The sequence below is a fragment of the Sorangium aterium genome (genome assembly GCF_028368935.1).
GTDB classification, from domain to species: Bacteria; Myxococcota_A; Polyangia; order Polyangiales; family Polyangiaceae; genus Sorangium; species Sorangium atrum.
In genome coordinates, this window is the sequence record NZ_JAQNDK010000001.1 from 2,470,359 (window position 1) to 2,486,641 (window position 16,283).

At 71.1% G+C, this 16,283-nt stretch carries 11 protein-coding genes and 1 pseudogene; 5 read left to right on the forward strand and 7 right to left on the reverse strand.

From position 1 onward, the window contains the following. Positions 1 to 18: 18 nt before the first annotated feature. From POL72_RS08935 to POL72_RS08955, 5 genes are all read right to left on the reverse strand, one after another. Positions 19 to 1,068 (reverse strand): pentapeptide repeat-containing protein, encoded by a 1,050-nt coding sequence (locus tag POL72_RS08935; protein ID WP_272094602.1) that lies wholly within the window; start codon positions 1,066 to 1,068, stop codon positions 19 to 21. Then, positions 1,065 to 3,707, reverse strand: a complete 2,643-nt coding sequence (locus POL72_RS08940) for a DUF2169 family type VI secretion system accessory protein (RefSeq protein ID WP_272094603.1) — start codon at positions 3,705 to 3,707, stop codon at positions 1,065 to 1,067. The genes POL72_RS08935 and POL72_RS08940 overlap by 4 nt, the downstream gene beginning before the upstream one ends. Before the next feature lie 34 nt (positions 3,708 to 3,741). Continuing rightward, the gene (locus POL72_RS08945) at positions 3,742 to 4,206 is read right to left on the reverse strand and encodes a hypothetical protein (protein ID WP_272094604.1); all 465 of its coding nucleotides are present in this window, start codon (positions 4,204 to 4,206) and stop codon (positions 3,742 to 3,744) included. A gap of 108 nt (positions 4,207 to 4,314) precedes the next feature. Then, the gene (locus POL72_RS08950; protein ID WP_272094605.1) at positions 4,315 to 6,708 is read right to left on the reverse strand and encodes a type VI secretion system Vgr family protein; all 2,394 of its coding nucleotides are present in this window, start codon (positions 6,706 to 6,708) and stop codon (positions 4,315 to 4,317) included. 108 nt (positions 6,709 to 6,816) lie between these two features. Continuing rightward, a complete protein-coding gene (locus POL72_RS08955) occupies positions 6,817 to 9,000 on the reverse strand; it encodes a DUF2169 family type VI secretion system accessory protein (RefSeq protein WP_272094606.1) in 2,184 nt (727 codons plus the stop codon). Positions 9,001 to 9,454: 454 nt separating this feature from the next. On the opposite strand from POL72_RS08955, the gene POL72_RS08960 reads away from it, so the two are divergent. Next, positions 9,455 to 9,580, forward strand: a complete 126-nt coding sequence (locus tag POL72_RS08960; protein ID WP_272094607.1) for a hypothetical protein — start codon at positions 9,455 to 9,457, stop codon at positions 9,578 to 9,580. A 124-nt stretch (positions 9,581 to 9,704) separates the two neighbouring features. Here POL72_RS08960 and POL72_RS08965 read toward each other — a convergent pair whose 3' ends face one another. Beyond that, on the reverse strand, positions 9,705 to 11,342 hold the full coding sequence (locus tag POL72_RS08965; protein ID WP_272094608.1) for a glucose-6-phosphate isomerase: 1,638 nt from the start codon (positions 11,340 to 11,342) through the stop codon (positions 9,705 to 9,707). Positions 11,343 to 11,486: 144 nt separating this feature from the next. Here POL72_RS08965 and POL72_RS52140 point away from each other — a divergent pair. Beyond that, positions 11,487 to 11,552: pseudogene (locus POL72_RS52140) on the forward strand (hypothetical protein); the annotation flags it as partial. A 305-nt stretch (positions 11,553 to 11,857) separates the two neighbouring features. Here the strand turns inward: POL72_RS52140 and POL72_RS52145 are convergent. Further along, the gene (locus tag POL72_RS52145; protein WP_276596402.1) at positions 11,858 to 12,217 is read right to left on the reverse strand and encodes a hypothetical protein; all 360 of its coding nucleotides are present in this window, start codon (positions 12,215 to 12,217) and stop codon (positions 11,858 to 11,860) included. Between the two features lie 419 nt (positions 12,218 to 12,636). On the opposite strand from POL72_RS52145, the gene POL72_RS52150 reads away from it, so the two are divergent. The 3 genes from POL72_RS52150 to POL72_RS08980 all read left to right on the forward strand — a co-directional run bounded on the left by POL72_RS52150 (position 12,637) and on the right by POL72_RS08980 (position 15,842). Beyond that, positions 12,637 to 14,427, forward strand: coding sequence for a 2-oxoglutarate dehydrogenase E1 component (locus tag POL72_RS52150; protein WP_276596620.1), 1,791 nt, complete (start codon positions 12,637 to 12,639; stop codon positions 14,425 to 14,427). Further along, positions 14,424 to 14,894 (forward strand): PaaI family thioesterase, encoded by a 471-nt coding sequence (locus tag POL72_RS08975; protein WP_012238299.1) that lies wholly within the window; start codon positions 14,424 to 14,426, stop codon positions 14,892 to 14,894. Before POL72_RS52150 ends, POL72_RS08975 begins: the two co-directional genes overlap by 4 nt. A 225-nt stretch (positions 14,895 to 15,119) precedes the next feature. Further along, positions 15,120 to 15,842: a hypothetical protein gene (locus POL72_RS08980; protein ID WP_272094609.1), complete on the forward strand. Its 723-nt coding sequence runs from the start codon at positions 15,120 to 15,122 to the stop codon at positions 15,840 to 15,842. Positions 15,843 to 16,283 lie beyond the last annotated feature (441 nt).

Here is a 16,283-nt window from a genome sequence, read left to right on the forward strand (position 1 = left end):
GGTACCTCCGTGCCGAGCTCATCGGCCCTCCGCGCGCCGCTCCGCGTTGCTGAGCTCCTCGTCGTCGCCGAGCGCCGCGGATCGGTTCGTGAATCGTGTGTCCTGCTCGCGCGTCCGGTGGAACCGCGCGCGGAACAGCGTGCAGTGCGAGAAGTCGGCGCCCGCGAGGTCCGCGTACGAGAAATCGGCGTACGTCAGGTCGGCGCCGGCGAACGTCGCGCGGGCGCAGCTCGCGTGCTTGAAGATGGCCTGCTGCGCGCTCGCGCCCGCGAGGCTCGCGCCCTCGAGCCGCGCCTTCACGAAGAGCGCCTGGTCGAGCTTCGCCTTCCTGAGCGTCGCGTCCGACAGGCAGGCCTCCGCGAAGAGGGCCCGCTCGAGGCTCGCCTCGTCGAGGCGCGCGCCCGCGAGGGAAGCCCCCTTGAAATTCGTCTGCACCATCCGCGCGCCCCGGAGGTCGCAGCCGCTGAGATCGACCTCCATGAGCTGCGCGAGCGTGAGATCCATCCCCGAGAGATCCTGGCCGGCGAGCTTGCCCCCGATCAGCATCGCCTTCTCGAGGCGCGCGCCGCGCAGGCGCGCCGTCGACAGGTCCGCCTTGAGGAGCACGGTCTGCACGAGGTTCGCGCCCTCGAAGCTCACCCGCGGGGCGTCGGCGTCGACGAGCGCGGCGCGGTCGAGGTTCGCCGCCTTCAGGCTCGCCTCCTCCAGACGCGGCTTGATCAGGCTCGCGATGGTCAGGTCGGCGCCGTCGAGCGTAGACCGCGACAGATCGCACTCGACGAGGCTGGCGGCGACCAGATCGGCCTCACGCAGGTCGGCCGCGAGGAACGTGCACCGGTCCCACGTGCCGTGGCGGAGGCGCGCCCCCGCGAGCTGCGCCCCCTCGAACCGGCAATCCGAGAAGATGGCCTCGTGGAGCTGCGCGCCCGTGAGGTCGGCGCCCCGGAACGACACGCGCTCGAAGACGGCTCCGGAGAGATCCGCGCCGCGGAGGTCCATGCCCGCGAGATCCTCGTCGACTACCGGATCCGCGCTCGCGACGCGGGCGAGGAGATCGTCCTTGGTCATCGCTTTCGCCTCGGGAACAAGGTCCGGACGACGTGGGCGTCCTTGAAGCTCGTGCGCGCGTCGCCCTCGGTGCCCATCAGGTTCGCGCGGAACAGGTTCGCCCGGAGGAACGACGCGCCGTGGACCTTCGCGCCTTGCAGCATCGCCTCCATCAGGTTCGCGTCCGACAGCTCGGCGTCGCCGAGATCCGCGCGCATCAGCCGCGCCCCTTGCAGGCTCGCGCCCGCAAGGCGGGCCTCCTGCAAGTCCGACTCGCTGAGGTCGCAGCCGTCGGCCCGCACGCGCGCGAGCCCGGCGCCCTTCAGCGAGGCGCCGCGCATCGTCGCGAGGGCGAGCTCCGCGCCCGAGAAATCGGCCCCGCCGAGCTGGCACGCGAGCACGAGGCGCAGGTTGTTCGCGCGGGCGGCTCGGAAGCAAGCGCCCTCGGCGGCCGTCTCGACGAGCGCCGCGCCCTCGATCACGGCCTCCGCGAGGCTCGCGCCGGCCATGCGGCACCGGAAAAACGTGGCTTTCCGAAGACTTGCGCGATCCAGCCGCGCCCCCTCGAGGTCGCACTCGTAGAAGAGGACCTCGTCCGCGAGCGCGCCCGCGAGGTCGCAGCGCGCGAGGCGCGCCTCGAACAGGTCGGCGCCGCGGAGGTCGGCGCCGGCGAAGCGCGCGCCCTCGAGCTCGCCGCGCTGCAGGATCGCCTTGGCGAGGCGCGCGCCGCCGAGGTCGGCCCCGCGCGCCTCGACCTCGCCGAGGTTCGCGCCCTCGAGGCGGACGCCCTCGAGGCGGGCGCCCTCGAGGCGAGCCCGCACCAGCACGGCGCCCGACAGATCCGCGCCGGCGAGCGCGCAGTCGCGCAGGTCCGCGCGCTCGAGGAGCGCCTCCCGCAGGACGGCCCCGGACAGGTCGAGCCCGCGGAGGTCGGCGCCGGTGAGGTCCCAGCCGGTCATCGGGCTCCCCGACGCGACCGCCGCCTCCACGCGCCCGCGGAGATCGCGCTGGGCGGCGTCGTCCAGGATCGCCGCGGGCGCCATGTGGTGCGCGGCCTGCCTGTAGGCGAGGATCTGCGCCTCCTCGAGCTTGCGCAGCCTCGCGAGGAACGCCGGATCCTCGAGCTGGGCATCGAGCTCGTCCATCGGGGCGCCGAGGTCGCGGCCGATCTGGGCGGTCTCTCGCATGCGGGCGAGGTGCTCGTCCGCGCGAAACCTGGGCGGCCCGCCTGCCTCGCGCTTCGATTTCTCGATCACCTCGTCGATGTCGATGCCGTGCTCGGCAAGGTTCTGGCGCGCCTGATCGAGGGCCTCGGCCTGCTTGACCTTGGCCTCGGCCTCGAGGCGGGCGGCCTCCGCCTCGACCCGCTCCATGTACTCGGGCAGCTCGTCGAGCTTCGGCGGCGCCTCCGGCGGCGGCAGCTCGCGCGGGATGCCCTTCTCGTCCGGATCGAGCCCGAGCACCCGCACGGACATGCGGGCGTTGTCGAGCTCCCGCTGCGCCCGCTCGCGCGACCGCCGCTCCAGCACGCCCTCGCGGCGCAGGAGCTCGTCCATGTCGCTGATCTTCTCGTCCGGCAGCGCGGGGGCGTCGGGGTCGGGGTCCGGGAGCAGATCGCGATCGCGCAGGGCGACGAGGTGCCCCTTCTTCTTGTCGAGGCGCTGCGCCAGGACGGCGTCGTAGTGCTCCTTCGGCCGGGGGGCGCCGCGGCGCTCGAGCGCGGCGAGCAGGCACTTCACGTCGCGGGCGTCGTCCTCCTCGACGCGCGCGACGCCCCGGAAGATCGCGATCATGCGGCGGATGTTGGGCAGGAGCACGAGCGTCTCGAGCCTCGTCCCGATCTCCTCGAGCGCGTCCTCGCGCGAGGTCCGGGTCACGAAGCAACGCGCGACGAGCTCGGTCACGCGGCCCGTCAGCGTGGCCTGCTCGGGGTGGAGCTGCTCGAGCGCGATCGGCTCGCCGCCCTGGAAGAAGCCGGGCAGGCGTTGATCGGGCGGCGCCACCATGAAGTACTCCGGGTCGAGATCGCGGGCGAAGCCCGGGAAGTCGTTCTCGAGCCACGCCGCGTCGTACGTCCCGAGCTTCGCGTGGCGCTCGGGCCAGGTGGGGTCGAGGGGCCCGAACGCCATGGGAGGCGGCCGATCGCCCGGCGAGGTGATGAGGTGCTTCGGGTGCTCGAGCTGCGGGAGCGGGTGGTAGCTCTTCCCGTCCTCCTCGGCCGGGGCAAACCCCGTCCCGATCGGGTTCGGGGCGAAGCCTGGCCCGCCGAAGGCCCTGTCCCAGCCGAGGGCGAGCTCGGTCAGGGGCTCGGGCTCGCTCGGCACGCCGCGCTCCCAGCGGCGCTTGCCGACGACGTACACGGCCTTGTCGATCGGGCCGACCTGGACGCGGGCCCGGAACGCCGGGCGCGGGGTGCCGCCCGCCGCGAAGGCCTTGCCGAAGGCGAGGACCTCGCCCCGCGGCTTCGGCAGCCCCTCGTCGAGCGCGACGTCCTTGCCGAGCTGCTTCGGGATCTCCTGCCACATCGCGATCTCCGGGAGCGGGAGCTCCGGAGCGTCGAGCGGGAGGTACGCCGTGAGGCCGAGCGCGAGGAAGCGCTGCTGCTGCAGCTCGAACACGCGCTGCAGGACGGAGACACGTTGGGGTTTGATGACGCGCATAGGGGATGGGGGGTCGCTTAAGCCGGACGGGCGCTCAGTTGGCGCGAGTAGCGCTATTGGCGCTATTGACGCGATTGTCCCTCGCCCCGCGCGCGATGTACGAGCGAGACAGATTGGCCCAGCTCACGTCAGGATAAACGAGCTCGGGGTCGTCACCATCGATCTTGACGGCGACGCGCTTTCCCGGCTCCGCCATCGACAGCGAGCTGATGTTCAGCTCCCACTCCGTCCTCGCGAGGTACACGGCCCCGCCGGGCGGCTGCACCTCCAGCCGGAGCTCGACGAAGGCCATGGCGCCGTCTTCGAAGGTTCCGAGGGTCCGGCTCGACACCACCGTGGCCTGAGCGAGGCTCGCGCGAGCCGCTCTCGCGGCGAACTGGGTCATCCGCTCTTGCCCTGCGCGGATGCCGGCTTCTTCCCTGCGGAAGACGAAGAAGAGGATAGCCGCGAGGACGAGGAGCGGCACGAGGATGGCAGAGAGGACGATGATCGTACCCATGTCGCTGCGCGATCTCCCCTTCGGGCTCACGGGCGCCGAGCCGCGGCCTGGCCGCGGGCGCCGGCGGTCGAGGCCGAGCTCCTGGACGAGATGACCTTGCTCGCTCTCTCAGCTGAGCACATGGACGCCGGAGAGGTGATAACGCAGCGCTGTCATCGCGAGCCGCGTCGGCAGCTGAGAGATCTTCGCCGCGCCCGACTGGATGGAGACAGGCTTCACCGTGACCTCGACGGCGCTGTTGATCGCGAGCGAGGCGCCCCATTTGAACGCCAGCGCCACGCCGCCCGTGATGTCGAGCTTGGCCGCGTAGGTCGCGGTGAGCGCGGCCGAGAGCTCCAGCGTCGCCTTCGCGCCGATGAAGGTGGAGACGCTGGCGCCGACGGCGTTGGTGTTCGAGAGGCCGAGGAACGTGTCGGACTTGATACCGGCCGTCACGTTGACGTTGTTCGAGACGAAGAGCTTCTTGAACGGACCGTAGGTCTTGAGCTCTTCGGCCCCCTTGATCTGCCCCATCAGGTTGCCGTCGACCGTCTGGATCATGTTGGTCTTGACGCTGACCTCGCACTGGTCCTGCGTCTCGAGCGTCATCTTGCCCTTGCTCTTGACGGTCGTGGTCCCGGCCTTCGTGTCGACGAGGGTGTCCCCGGCCTCGACGTTGACCGTGTAATTGCCGGTCTTCACCGTCGTGGTGGTGTCTCCCTTCACCGTGGTGGTCATCACGCCCGCGTCGACGTCGGTGAAGAGGTTGCCGCTCAGGACGTGGAGCGCCGTGTCGCCCTTGACCTCGGTGTACGAGGTGTTGGCGTCGACGAAGAGCTCGTGGATCCCGGACTGCACGTGGGTGATCCAGTTGTCCTTGATGGTGGCGACCCAGGAGCCTCCGCCGTTCAGGCCCACGGTCTGGTCGAAGTTCTTGCCCGCGTCGAGCAGCGTGTTGTCGTCCGTCTTCACGATGAGCTCGTGCTCGTCGTTCGGCGCGCCCATGCGAAGGTACGTGTTCGAGTAAGGCGTCGAGAGGGTGACGCGCTGCTGCCCTGTCTTGTCCTCGAGCTCGAGCCGGTTCCGCCCGCCGGTCTGGAGGACGTTCTTCGTGTGGTTGCCGCTCGTGACCGGGCTCGGCGTGAGCGCGTTCGGCACCACGCCCGCGATCACCGGCCGGTCGGGGTCGCCGCCGAGGAAGCTGAGCACCACCTCCGTGCCCCTGCGGAGCGGGAAATGAAAGCCCTCGATACCGCCGCCGTGCGGCTGCATCATGCGCACGAACGTCGAGGCCTTCCCGCTCTTCAGGTTGCTCTCGTCGAACTTGAACTTCACGTTGTAGCGGCCGAGATCGTCGATCTGGGCGTACTCGCTCTCGGCCGGGCCGTCGACGGTGCCGTTCTCGTATCCGTAGATGCGGGGCCAGGGCGTGCGGGACTCCGCGCGGAGCTGCGTCTTCGCGGGGATGGCGGTGATCTCGACGAAATAGGCCTCCTCGTGCGGCAGATCGAGCAGCTCGCGGTACCCGGTGGCCCCGGCCAGCTGGTTGCCGTGATGGTGCGCCTCGATGGTGAGGTGCTTCGCGTTGAACGCCGCGCGCGGGTGCTCTTCGAGCTCGAACGTGTAGCCGGGCCGGAGGTGCAGCCGCGTGCCCGTCCCCTGGTAAAGCACCTGCCGCGCGAGCAGCTCCTCGGCCCGGATCTTCGCGAGCCGCTCGCCCGCGGACGGCGTGAAGAAGCGCTCGCCGTACAGGCTCACCTCGCCCGCGCCGTTCGGCGATACGCGCGCCGACCCGGCGACGCTCAGGTTGGGCCGCGCATAGTCGTAATCCTTGAGCTTGATCACCGCCGGCAAGGTCGTGTGCTGGCTGGTGAACGTGCGGAGCGACATCCCCGCGCTCACGTCGTAACCCAGTTGCGGGTGGTACCGGACAGGCTCGCCGATCGGGTCCTCCTCGTACGACTTCGTGTCGCAGAAGACGACCTTGTCGCCGTCGGGCGTGTGCTCGAAGAAGTAGAAGATGCCTTCGCGCTCCATCCACCGCGCCAGGAAGTCGAGATCGCTCTCCCGGTATTGGCAGATGTGCTCCTCGACCTCGTAGCTGCCGAGGCGCATCTCGTACTCATCGGGTCCGATGCCGTTCTCCTCGAGGACGGCCTTCATGACGTCGGGCAGCGACAGCCTGGTGAAGATGCGGCTGCGCTTGGAGAGGCCGAGCAGCCAGAGCTTCGGGACCAGCACCGCCCGGAGGAGCGAGCGCCCGTCCAGCTCGTGGAGCAGGCCCACGGTCGCGAGGACGCCGGCGAAGACGAAGGGCGGGACGTTGTCTCTGGGCCAGTCGAGCACGAGCGACGCCTTGGCGCCGACGGCATCGGGCAGGTCCAAGGACTCGGCGTCCTCGCCCTGGAGCAGGAGGAAGATCTCGATCTGATACGGGCGCGAGATGGCCTCGACGCCTCGAAAGCCGACGACGCGCGTGGAGCTGGGGAGCACGCCCGATGAGATCTTGATGAGGTCGTCCATGGCCTTCCCTGCGTTGTTCGAGGGCACACGCCCGATGCCACCAGGTGAGTCGTCCGCCAGTCGTCCCGAGGAGCTCGCTGATAGAACTAGGCAGAATCCGTCAGGCGGTCAACCTGCCGAAGAACCGTCGATGCCGGCGTCCGCCGGTGGGATCTCGACGAGCGCGCGCAGGATGGCGCCGCTCGATTTCGCGCTCGCGAGCTTGACCCCATAGACGTTGGCGCCCGCGAGGTCCGCGTCGCGCAGATCGGCGCCCTCGACGTTGGCGCACGGCAGGCTCGCCTCCTTCAGCTTCGCCGCGCGCAGGACGGCGCCCGCGAGGTTGGCGCCCGCGAGGCTCGCTCGCGAGATATCGGCCTTCGTCGCGTTGATGTCCGCGAGGCACGCCCGATCGAAGACGGCCTCGACGAGGCGCGCTTGCCGCAGGTCGGCGCCCTCGAGCGACGCGTCCTCGAAGCGCGCGCGCGACCCCTTCGCGAAGGCGAGGTCGGCGTTCTTGAGGAGCGCGGAGGAGAGCTGCGCGCGGTCCAGCGTGGCGCGGGAGAGATCGGCGCGCGTCAGATCGGCCGCGTGGAGGCTCGCGTCCGTCAGATCCGTACCGCTCATATTCGCCCCGGAGAGGCGCGCCGACGCGAAGTTGCATCGGGTGAGCGTCGAGCCGGCGAGGTTCAGGCGCTCGAGCGAGGCGCCGCTGAAGTCGATGCCGTCGAGCTCGGCGCCCGCGAGCTCCAGGTCGTGGAGCGGCTGGCCGCTCCTGAGGCGGGCGAGCAACGTTGCGCGGAGGCCCCGGATCTCCGGCTCGGGCGACGTGGCGGCGGGTGAGGTCGCGGCGGGCGACGCCACAGCGGGCGCGGCGGGCGTGCCGAGCGAAGCCACAGCGGGCGCGGTGGGCGAAGCCACAGCGGGCGCGGCGCGCGTGGCAAACGAGGCTGCAGCGGGCGCGGCCGGGGCGTGCGGTGGTGCGACAGGCCCGGCAGTGTTCTCGGTGATCGCCGTCACCGTGAGGTCGAGGGGCGCAACACCAAGCGGTGGTGCATCGAGGTTTGTCGGGCCGCTCGCCATGGCGACGGGCAGCGGAGGCAGCGGCGCCAGGTGCGGACGGGCGCTCCAGGGCGCCCCCGGGATCGCTGTCACCGGGGAAGCACGCCCGCTGCCGGGCGCGGCGAGCGCGAACGGCGACTTCATCTTCCTGTCCACGACGAGGCCGCTGTCGCGGGCATCGACCGTGTTGTCGTCGACCACCAGCGTCCTGGCGATCGGCCGCTCGCCCGCGACGGGGCCGAGCGCTCCATGCCGGCGATGGGGCGGCGAAGGCGCGGCCGCTGCAGAAGGCCACGCCAGGGGCTGCCCCGGCATCTCGACGCCCGCGACCACGCGCATGCGGGCCGGCGTGTCGCCCGCCAGCAGGGCGACGTTCCCTCGCCAGAGCACGGAGCAGAGCAGCCGGTCGGCGTCGATGGTCAGCGTGTCGGCGACGAGCTCGACCGGCTGCCCGTGGTCCTCCCCTTCCGGCCCGGCCCGGTAGAGCCGCGCGAGCCCGCGGGCCGAAGGCAGGCTGGACCGGAGCCACGGCCAATGCGGGTGCAGGCCCTCGAGGAAGATCCACTCGTCGCCGCGGAGGAGGTCGATCTGCTGATCCGCAGGCGCGGCGTGGAAGTACCGGAAGTCGAAGCTGCCATCGAGATCCAGCGCCGGAGGGTCGGCCGCCTGATCCCGCGCAAGGAGATGCCGCCGCGGGGCCCAGTGCCTCGCGATCGGGCCGAAGCCCGCCGGCCGCATCGGATCGCCCGGATCGACGATGCTCGGCAGCGCAGCGTCGGAGCCCACGCCCACCGGGTTCACATCGAGACGTGGGCCGCCGAACGCGCGCTCGTACACGAGCGGCATCCTGCTGAACGGACGGGGGCTCGGCGCCTCTCGCGTGCGGTCGCCGAAGACATGAAGCGTCTTGTTGAGGATCCAGCGGCCATCGCGGAAGAGCGCGAGCCGCACCGGGAGAGCCGTGGCGGTCGTTCCCGCGGGCGCGCAGGCGTGCCCGCGCACAATGACCCCGGCGCCCGGCAGGTAGGGTGCTGTCTCACTGGCCTCTTCGAGGCTGCCCCACCCCTCCCGAAGCTGGTCGGTGCGGACCAGATCGGCCGCTGCGGCGAGCTCTGCGCTCCTGTCGTGCACGAGGGCAAAGGTGGCCTTGACGACGACGGTGAGCCGCTCTGCGCCCCGCATGCGCCACAGGACGGCGCCGCAGGCGGATGGCGACAGGGCGACGACGGAGAGGGGCCAGGGCGATTGCACGACGCGTGGTCACGGGGCCCACGCACCTCGACGGCAGCGAAGGGCTCTGAGCCGCTCAACATAACCTCGCTCGCCTATCGGGCGCAAGCGCGGGACCTCACCGGAGGCCGCTCGCGGTCGGGTTCTCTCGCGGGAGCATGGCGCGGTGAAGAGGCTCCGGTGATCGCCGTGTGTGGGGTTGTCGGGGGCCAAGATCCAACCTCGATTCGAAAGCCAAGCTCCTCGTGGCGGCCGCCTTCGTCACCGGGACCACCTGCCCGGCTCTCGCATGGCCCAGCGCATCGACGAGGGACGCCGAGAAGAGAACCACGGGAAGGCCAATCCCCATCAACTCGAGGCAGAGAGCCACGACCATCGGATTCGAACTCCCCCCGCGCCATGGGAGGAGCGCGGCAGTGGCGACGGCGCTGGCCATGATGCCAGCCAGACGCGAGGCGGTCGCAATCGAATCGAGATGTGCGTTTACGTGGACGTTTACGTGAACGTGGTCGTGGACGTTTACGTGAACGTGGTCGTGGTCGTGGTCGTTCACGGCCTACCGTTGACGACCACGACCACGACCACGACCACGACCACGTAAACGTCCACGACCACGTTCACGTTCGGATGTTAGGAGAACGCGGCGCGACGCTTGGCTAACGCCTATGCTCCCCTACCGAGCGGCCCTCGACGGCATCGCCTAACAGCACCGCGCCGGCGCCCCCTCAGCGCGCCAGACGGTACGTCGCGTCGAACGGCGAGCCGCCCTGCGGCACCTCCCGCGCGACGCCGCGCTCCGGGTTCGCCGCGAGGTGGCGCAGGACCCAGAAGACCGTCTCGACGTCGTCCGTGCCCGCCGCCTTCGCGACCTCCGCGAGCGACAGCGCGCGGCCCGCGCTCGCGCCGAGCGCCGCGAGCACCTTGGCCTGCAGGTCGAGCACCTCCTGCGCCGCCTTCTTGCCGGCCTCGACGCCGGGCTGGTGGTACGCGTTGATGCCCACGAGCGACGCGTACAGGCCCACCGCGCGCTCGTAGAGCGCGATCAGCATGCCGACGGCGCGCGCGTCGACCGTGTCGATCGTGATCGTGATCGACTCGCGCCCGCTCTCGGTCAGCGCCTTGCGCGTCCCCTGGAGGAAGCCGTCGAGGTAGTCGCCCGTCGTGACGCCGGGGTCGACCTCGAGCACGCCGCGCGACGGCGCGCGATCCCGCAGCACCTCGATGAACGTGACGAAGAAGTTGTCGAGCCCGTCACGGAGCTGCTGCACGTACGCGTGCTGATCCGTCGAGCCCTTGTTGCCGTACACGGCGATGCCCTGGAAGACCTCCTTGCCCTGCCGATCGAGCCGCTTGCCGAGCGACTCCATCACGAGCTGCTGGAGGTAGCGCGAGAAGAGCTCGAGCCGGTCCTTGTAGGGCAGCAGCACCATGTCCTTCCGGCCCACGCCGCCCGTCGCCGAGTACCAGGCGAGCGCGAGCAGCGCCGCCGGGTTCCGGGGCACCTCCTTCGAGCGCGTGGCCTCGTCCGTCTCGCGCGCCCCCTGCAGCATCTCGACGATCGACAGCCCCTGGAGCGCCGCCGGCAGCAGGCCGACCGCAGAGAGCTCGCTCGTGCGACCGCCGACCCAGTCCCACATCGGGAAGCGGGCGAGGAAGCCGTGCTTCGTCGCGTACCGGTCGAGCTCGCTGCCGTCCCCCGTCACCGCGACCGCGTGCGCGCCGAGCGAGAGGCCGAGCCGACGGTACGCCGCCTCGAGCTCGAGCATTCCGTTGCGCGTCTCCTTCGTCCCGCCCGACTTCGAGATGATCACCGCGAGCGTCGCGCCGAGATCGTCCCCGATGGCGTCCAGCGTGCGATCGATCCCGTCGGGATCCGTGTTGTCGAAGAAATGGATCTGCATCCGGTCGGCCGGCGTCCCCAGCGCCGAGGCGACGAACTGAGGCCCGAGCGCCGAGCCGCCGATCCCGACGACGAGCACCCTGCTGAAGCGGGCCGACCGCTCCGGCCGGACCCGCGCCGCGTGAACGTCCGCGGCGAAGCTCAGGATCCGCGCGTTCGTCTCCTCGATCGCCGCGCGGAGCGCCGCCTCGGGCGCGAGCTCCGGCGCGCGCAGCCAGTAGTGGCCGACCCGGCGGCCCTCGTCAGGATTCGCGATGCTCCCGCCCTCGAGCGCCGCCATCTCGGCCAGCGCCGCCTGAATCCGCGGTTCCATCGTGGTAAAAAAGTCGCTCCCGAAGCGGATCCGGCTCACGTCCAGCCAGAGACCGAGGCTGGGATCGTGGAAGAGGTGGTCCCGGAAGCGATCGAAGGGGAGGACGGCGGGCGCCGGTCCTCGACCCGGGGTTCTGCGGTCTTGATCCATGGCCCCCCTTCTACCGCTTCTCCCTACCGTTTCTCCAGGCGGTCGAACCCCTTGCCCGGACGATGTTCCGGCCCACGAGGCGGAGTCATCGGAAAACGACTCTAGCGTGCCGGCCCGACACGCGTTATTTGCAGCCCGACCACGATGCAGCTTGATTTCGGAATCAATGCAGGGCTCGTCGAGGAGCTCTATGCCCAGTACCTCGAGAACCCGGAGTCGGTAGACCCCGGCTGGCGCTCGTTTTTCGAGGGAAAGAACGGCGGAGCGACGCCGAGCAGGCTGCCCGCTCCGGCGCCGCCGCCGACCATCCAGCATCAGGTGCTGCGGCCCGGAAACGGGAACGGGCACGGGTACGGGAATGGCAAGACGAACACGAACGGCGAGGCCGCGAAGACGCTGGAGGCCGCGTTCGCACGGACGCTGAGCGAGCACCCGAGCTCGCCCGAGTCCTCGCGCGATCTCAAGGTGCTCGCGGAGGCCGCGATCAAGGCGCGCGTCTACGCCCTCGTGAACGCCTACCGCGTGCGCGGCCACCTCTTCGCGCACGTCGACCCGCTCGGCCTGCCGCCCGCCACGCCGCCCGAGCTCGACCTGACGAACTTCGGGCTCCGGGTCGAGGATCTCGAGCTGCCCTTCCCGACGACCGACCTCGCCGGCGTGCCGCCCGTCCTCACGCTGCGCGAGATCATCCGCCGGCTCGAGGAGACGTACTGTCGCTCGATCGGCGTCGAGTTCACGTTCATCGAGGAGCCCGAGGCGCGCCAGTGGCTCCAGCAGCAGATGGAGTCGACGCGCAACCGGCTCACGCTCGACCGCCAGAAGCAGCTCCGGATCCTCACGAAGCTCTCCGACGCCGAGATCTTCGAGCAGTTCATCCACAAGTCCTACGAGGCGGGCACGAAGCGCTTCTCGCTCGAGGGCGCCGAGAGCCTCATCCCGCTGCTCGACCTCATCATCGAGCGCGCGGGGGCGCACGAGGTCGACGAGATCGTGGTCGGCATGGCGCACCGCGGCCGGCTGAACGTCCTCGCGAACATCATGGACAAGAGCCTGCGCGAGATCTTCGCGGCCTTCGAGGACAAGAACGCGGAGCGCCACCTCGGCAGCGGCGACGTCAAGTACCACCTCGGCTACTCGACCGATCGCACGCTCGAGAACGGGCGCAACGTCCACCTCACGCTCACGTTCAACCCGAGCCACCTCGAGTTCGTGAACCCCGTCGTGCAGGGGCGCGTCCGCGCGAAGCAGGACCGGCGGCTCGCCGACGGCGCCGCCGACGCGCGCCGCGCGCGTGATGCCGCTGCTCATCCACGGCGACGCGGCGTTCATCGGGCAGGGCGTCGTCGCCGAGACGCTCAACATGATGAACCTGCCGGGCTACACGACGAGCGGCACGGTCCACGTCATCGTGAACAACCAGGTCGGGTTCACGACCGATCCGATGGAAGGGCGCTCGACCCGCTATGCGTCCGACATCACGCGGATGCTCAAGGTCCCGGTGTTCCACGTGAACGGCGAGGACCCGGAGGCGGTCGCCCACGTCGCGCAGCTCGCGATCGACTACCGCACGCGCTTCGGCTCCGACGTGATCATCGACATGTACTGCTACCGGCGGTACGGCCACAACGAGGGCGACGAGCCGCGCTACACGCAGCCGCGGATGTACGCCGCGATCGACAAGAAGCCCACCGTCCGGCAGGTGTACGTCCGGCGCCTCATGGAGCTCGGGCAGGTCACCGAGGAGAAGGCCGACGAGATCGTCGTGCGGCGCCGCGAGGCGCTCGCCGCCGCGCTCGACGAGGTGAAGCAGAAGGGCTTCGCGCCGGTGCTGTACTCGATGGGCGGCGTGTGGTCGCACTACCGCGGCGGCGCCGACCACGCGACGCCGGAGGTGCCGACGAGCGTGCCGGCCGAGAAGCTCATCGCGCTGTCGGAGAAGCTCCTCGAGCTGCCCGAGGGCTTCAAGGCGCACCCGAAGGTGCTGCCGACGCTCCAGCAGCGGCACGACAAGCTCGTCGCCGGCGAGCCGTTCGACTGGGGCACGGGCGAGATGCTCGCCTACGCCTCGCTGCTCGCCGAGAAGACGCCGGTGCGGCTCTCCGGTCAGGACGTGCAGCGCGGCACCTTCAGCCACCGGCACGCGGTGCTGCGCGACGTCGACACGAGCGCGCGCTTCGCGCCGCTGTCGCGCGTGGCCGAGGGGCCGGCGCGCTTCGAGGCATACAACAGCCCGCTCAGCGAGGCGGGCGTGCTCGGCTTCGACTTCGGCTACAGCCTCGACTACCCGGACGGGCTCGTCATCTGGGAGGCGCAGTTCGGCGACTTCCTGAACGGCGCGCAGGTCATCGTCGATCAGTTCCTCACGTCGAGCGAGGACAAGTGGCACCGGCTGAGCGGCATCGTGCTCTTGCTGCCGCACGGCTACGAGGGCCAGGGGCCGGAGCACTCGAGCGCGCGCATCGAGCGCTGCCTGCAGAACAGCGCCGAGGACAACATCCAGGTGTGCAACCTGACGACGCCGGCGCAGCTGTTCCACGTGCTGCGGCGGCAGGTGCACAGGCCCTGGCGCAAGCCGCTCATCATCGCGACGCCGAAGAGCCTGCTGCGCGTCCCGGCGACGTCGAAGGGCCCGCACCGGCCCGTGTCGACGATCAAGGATCTCTCCGAGGGCCAGTTCCACCGCGTGCTGCCCGACACGAGCGGGGTCGATCCGGCGGACGTGAAGCGGGTGCTGCTCTGCTCGGGCAAGGTCTACTACGACCTCGCGCTCGCGCGGGAGACGCGCGGGCTCAAGGACGTGGCGATCCTGCGGCTGGAGCAGCTGTTCCCGCTGAACGACGAGATCGTGAACGCGCTCGCGCCCTACAAGGACGGCACGCCGCTCGTGTGGGTGCAGGAGGAGCCGCGCAACTACGGCGCCTGGTACTACATCCTCGCGGTGCTCCGGCAGCGCATCGGCGACCGGCTGCCGCTCTCGTGCGTGAGCCGCGCGCCGAGCGCGAGCCCGGCCACGGGCTCGCGCGCGAGCCACCTCCTCGAGCAGAAGATGCTGATGGACGAGGCGTTCGTCGGGGGCACCCGGTGAGCGGCGACGCGGCGAGCCTGCAGGACAGGTACTCGCCGCAAGGCCGCTGCTTCGGCTGCGGGCCGGCGAACGACAGGGGGCTCCGGCTGAAGAGCCGCGTCGAGGGCGACGCGGTGGTCTGCGACTTCACGCCGGAGCCGCACCACGAGGCGTTCCCGGGGATGCTCAACGGCGGCATCATCGGGGCGCTGCTCGACTGCCACTCGAACTGGACCGCGGCCTACCACCTGATGAAGGCGCGGGGGGCCGACGCGCCGCCGTGCACGGTGACGGCGGACTTCCACGTGAAGCTGAAGAAGCCGACGCCGCTCGGCGGCCCGGTGCACCTGCGGGCGCAGGTCGCCGAGGCGGAGGGCGACCGCGTCGTGGTCGAGGCGACCCTGGAGGCGGGCGGGCGGGTCACGGCGACGTGCCGCGGGACGTTCGTGGCGGTGAAGGAAGGGCACCCGGCCTTCCACCGCTGGTAGGCGCCGGCTGACGCGCGGCGCGGGCGGCTGCCGCCGCTCGTTGACACTCGCACACGCACACGCCGGCTGACGCGCGGCGCGGTCGGCCCGTCCGCGACCGGGAAGGCGTTGCTCGCCGCCTCCGTGGCACACGCGATGCTCGCGCCCCGGCGCGCGGCGTTCCCGGCGTGGCGCGTGGATCGGATCCGCCGTCCTCGCGGCGCCGCGCAGCGAGGAGGATCCGCAATGAAGGCAAACACCGGGGTCGCGATCGCCGCGGGAGCGGTCGCCGTGCTCTGCGGGAGCGTCGCCGCTGCGCAGGACTTCGAGGGCGAGGTCCCGCCGAGCTACCTGCGCTCTCCGCTGGGGGCGCCTGCCAACGCGCTCGAGCTCGGCCTCAACCTCGGGTACGCGCAGGGGTTCGGCGACATCGGGAGCGAGCGGCGCGTGCGCGACGTGGCGGGGCCGGGGGCGGGCGTGGGCGTGAAGCTCCTCTACCGCGCGGTGCCGAAGGTCGGCCTCGGGCTGACGTCGCGCTACGAGCAGTACACGGCGCAGGGCGCGGAGCAGGGCGGGGCCGACGTGCGCGGCGTGACGCTGGGCGCGGAGGCGAGCTTTCACCTGGCGCCGTTCGAGCGCGTCGATCCGGTGATCTCGCTGGGCAGCGGCTACCGGGCGCTGTGGACCGCGGCGCCGCCGGGGGTGAGGGGCGGCACGGTGACCCACGGGATCGAGCTCGGGCGACTCCAGGCGGTGATCGACGTCCGCATGTCCGAGAGCGTCGCGCTGGGGCCCACGATCGGCGGCGGGCTCAACCTGTTCCTCTGGGAGAACGCCGAGGGGTCGAGCCTCGGCTGGGAGGTCCCGGGCGGGCGCGTGAACAGCTTCGTGTTCGCAGGCCTCGAGGGCCGCTTCGACCTGGGTGGGCAGCGCGTGCGGGAGGTCGTCCAGGTCGCGCGGCGGCGGTGAGAGCGGCGCGGGGATGTCATCGTGGAGGCCGCACGCCGCGCACCTTCCGGACGACGCAAGCGCCGGCGGGTGGCTCCGCGTGGCGCGGGCGGGCGGGCGCGGCGAGCACCGACCGAGGTGCCATAAGGTCTCAGGTGGCTCGAGGTCTCAGGCGCGCCTTATGTGGCGCGCGACGAGACGTCCCAGGTGGCAAGGCCCGAAGGGAGACATGCCGGGCGGTGTTCTCAGCGCAAGCTCCTCGGCCCCTGTCTTGGCGGATGGCCGAGCGCCCGCCCGCCCGCGCCGCGCGGAGCCACCCGCCGGCGCGCTCGGCTCGGAATCACCTCGAACCGCCACCGCCGCACGAGGACGACGCCGCCCCGGCCCTCCCGATTCCGTCTCCGCAGCGCCCGGCCTCGGCTACGCTACGCGGCCTGCGCGGCGCGGACCGACGCGCGCGCC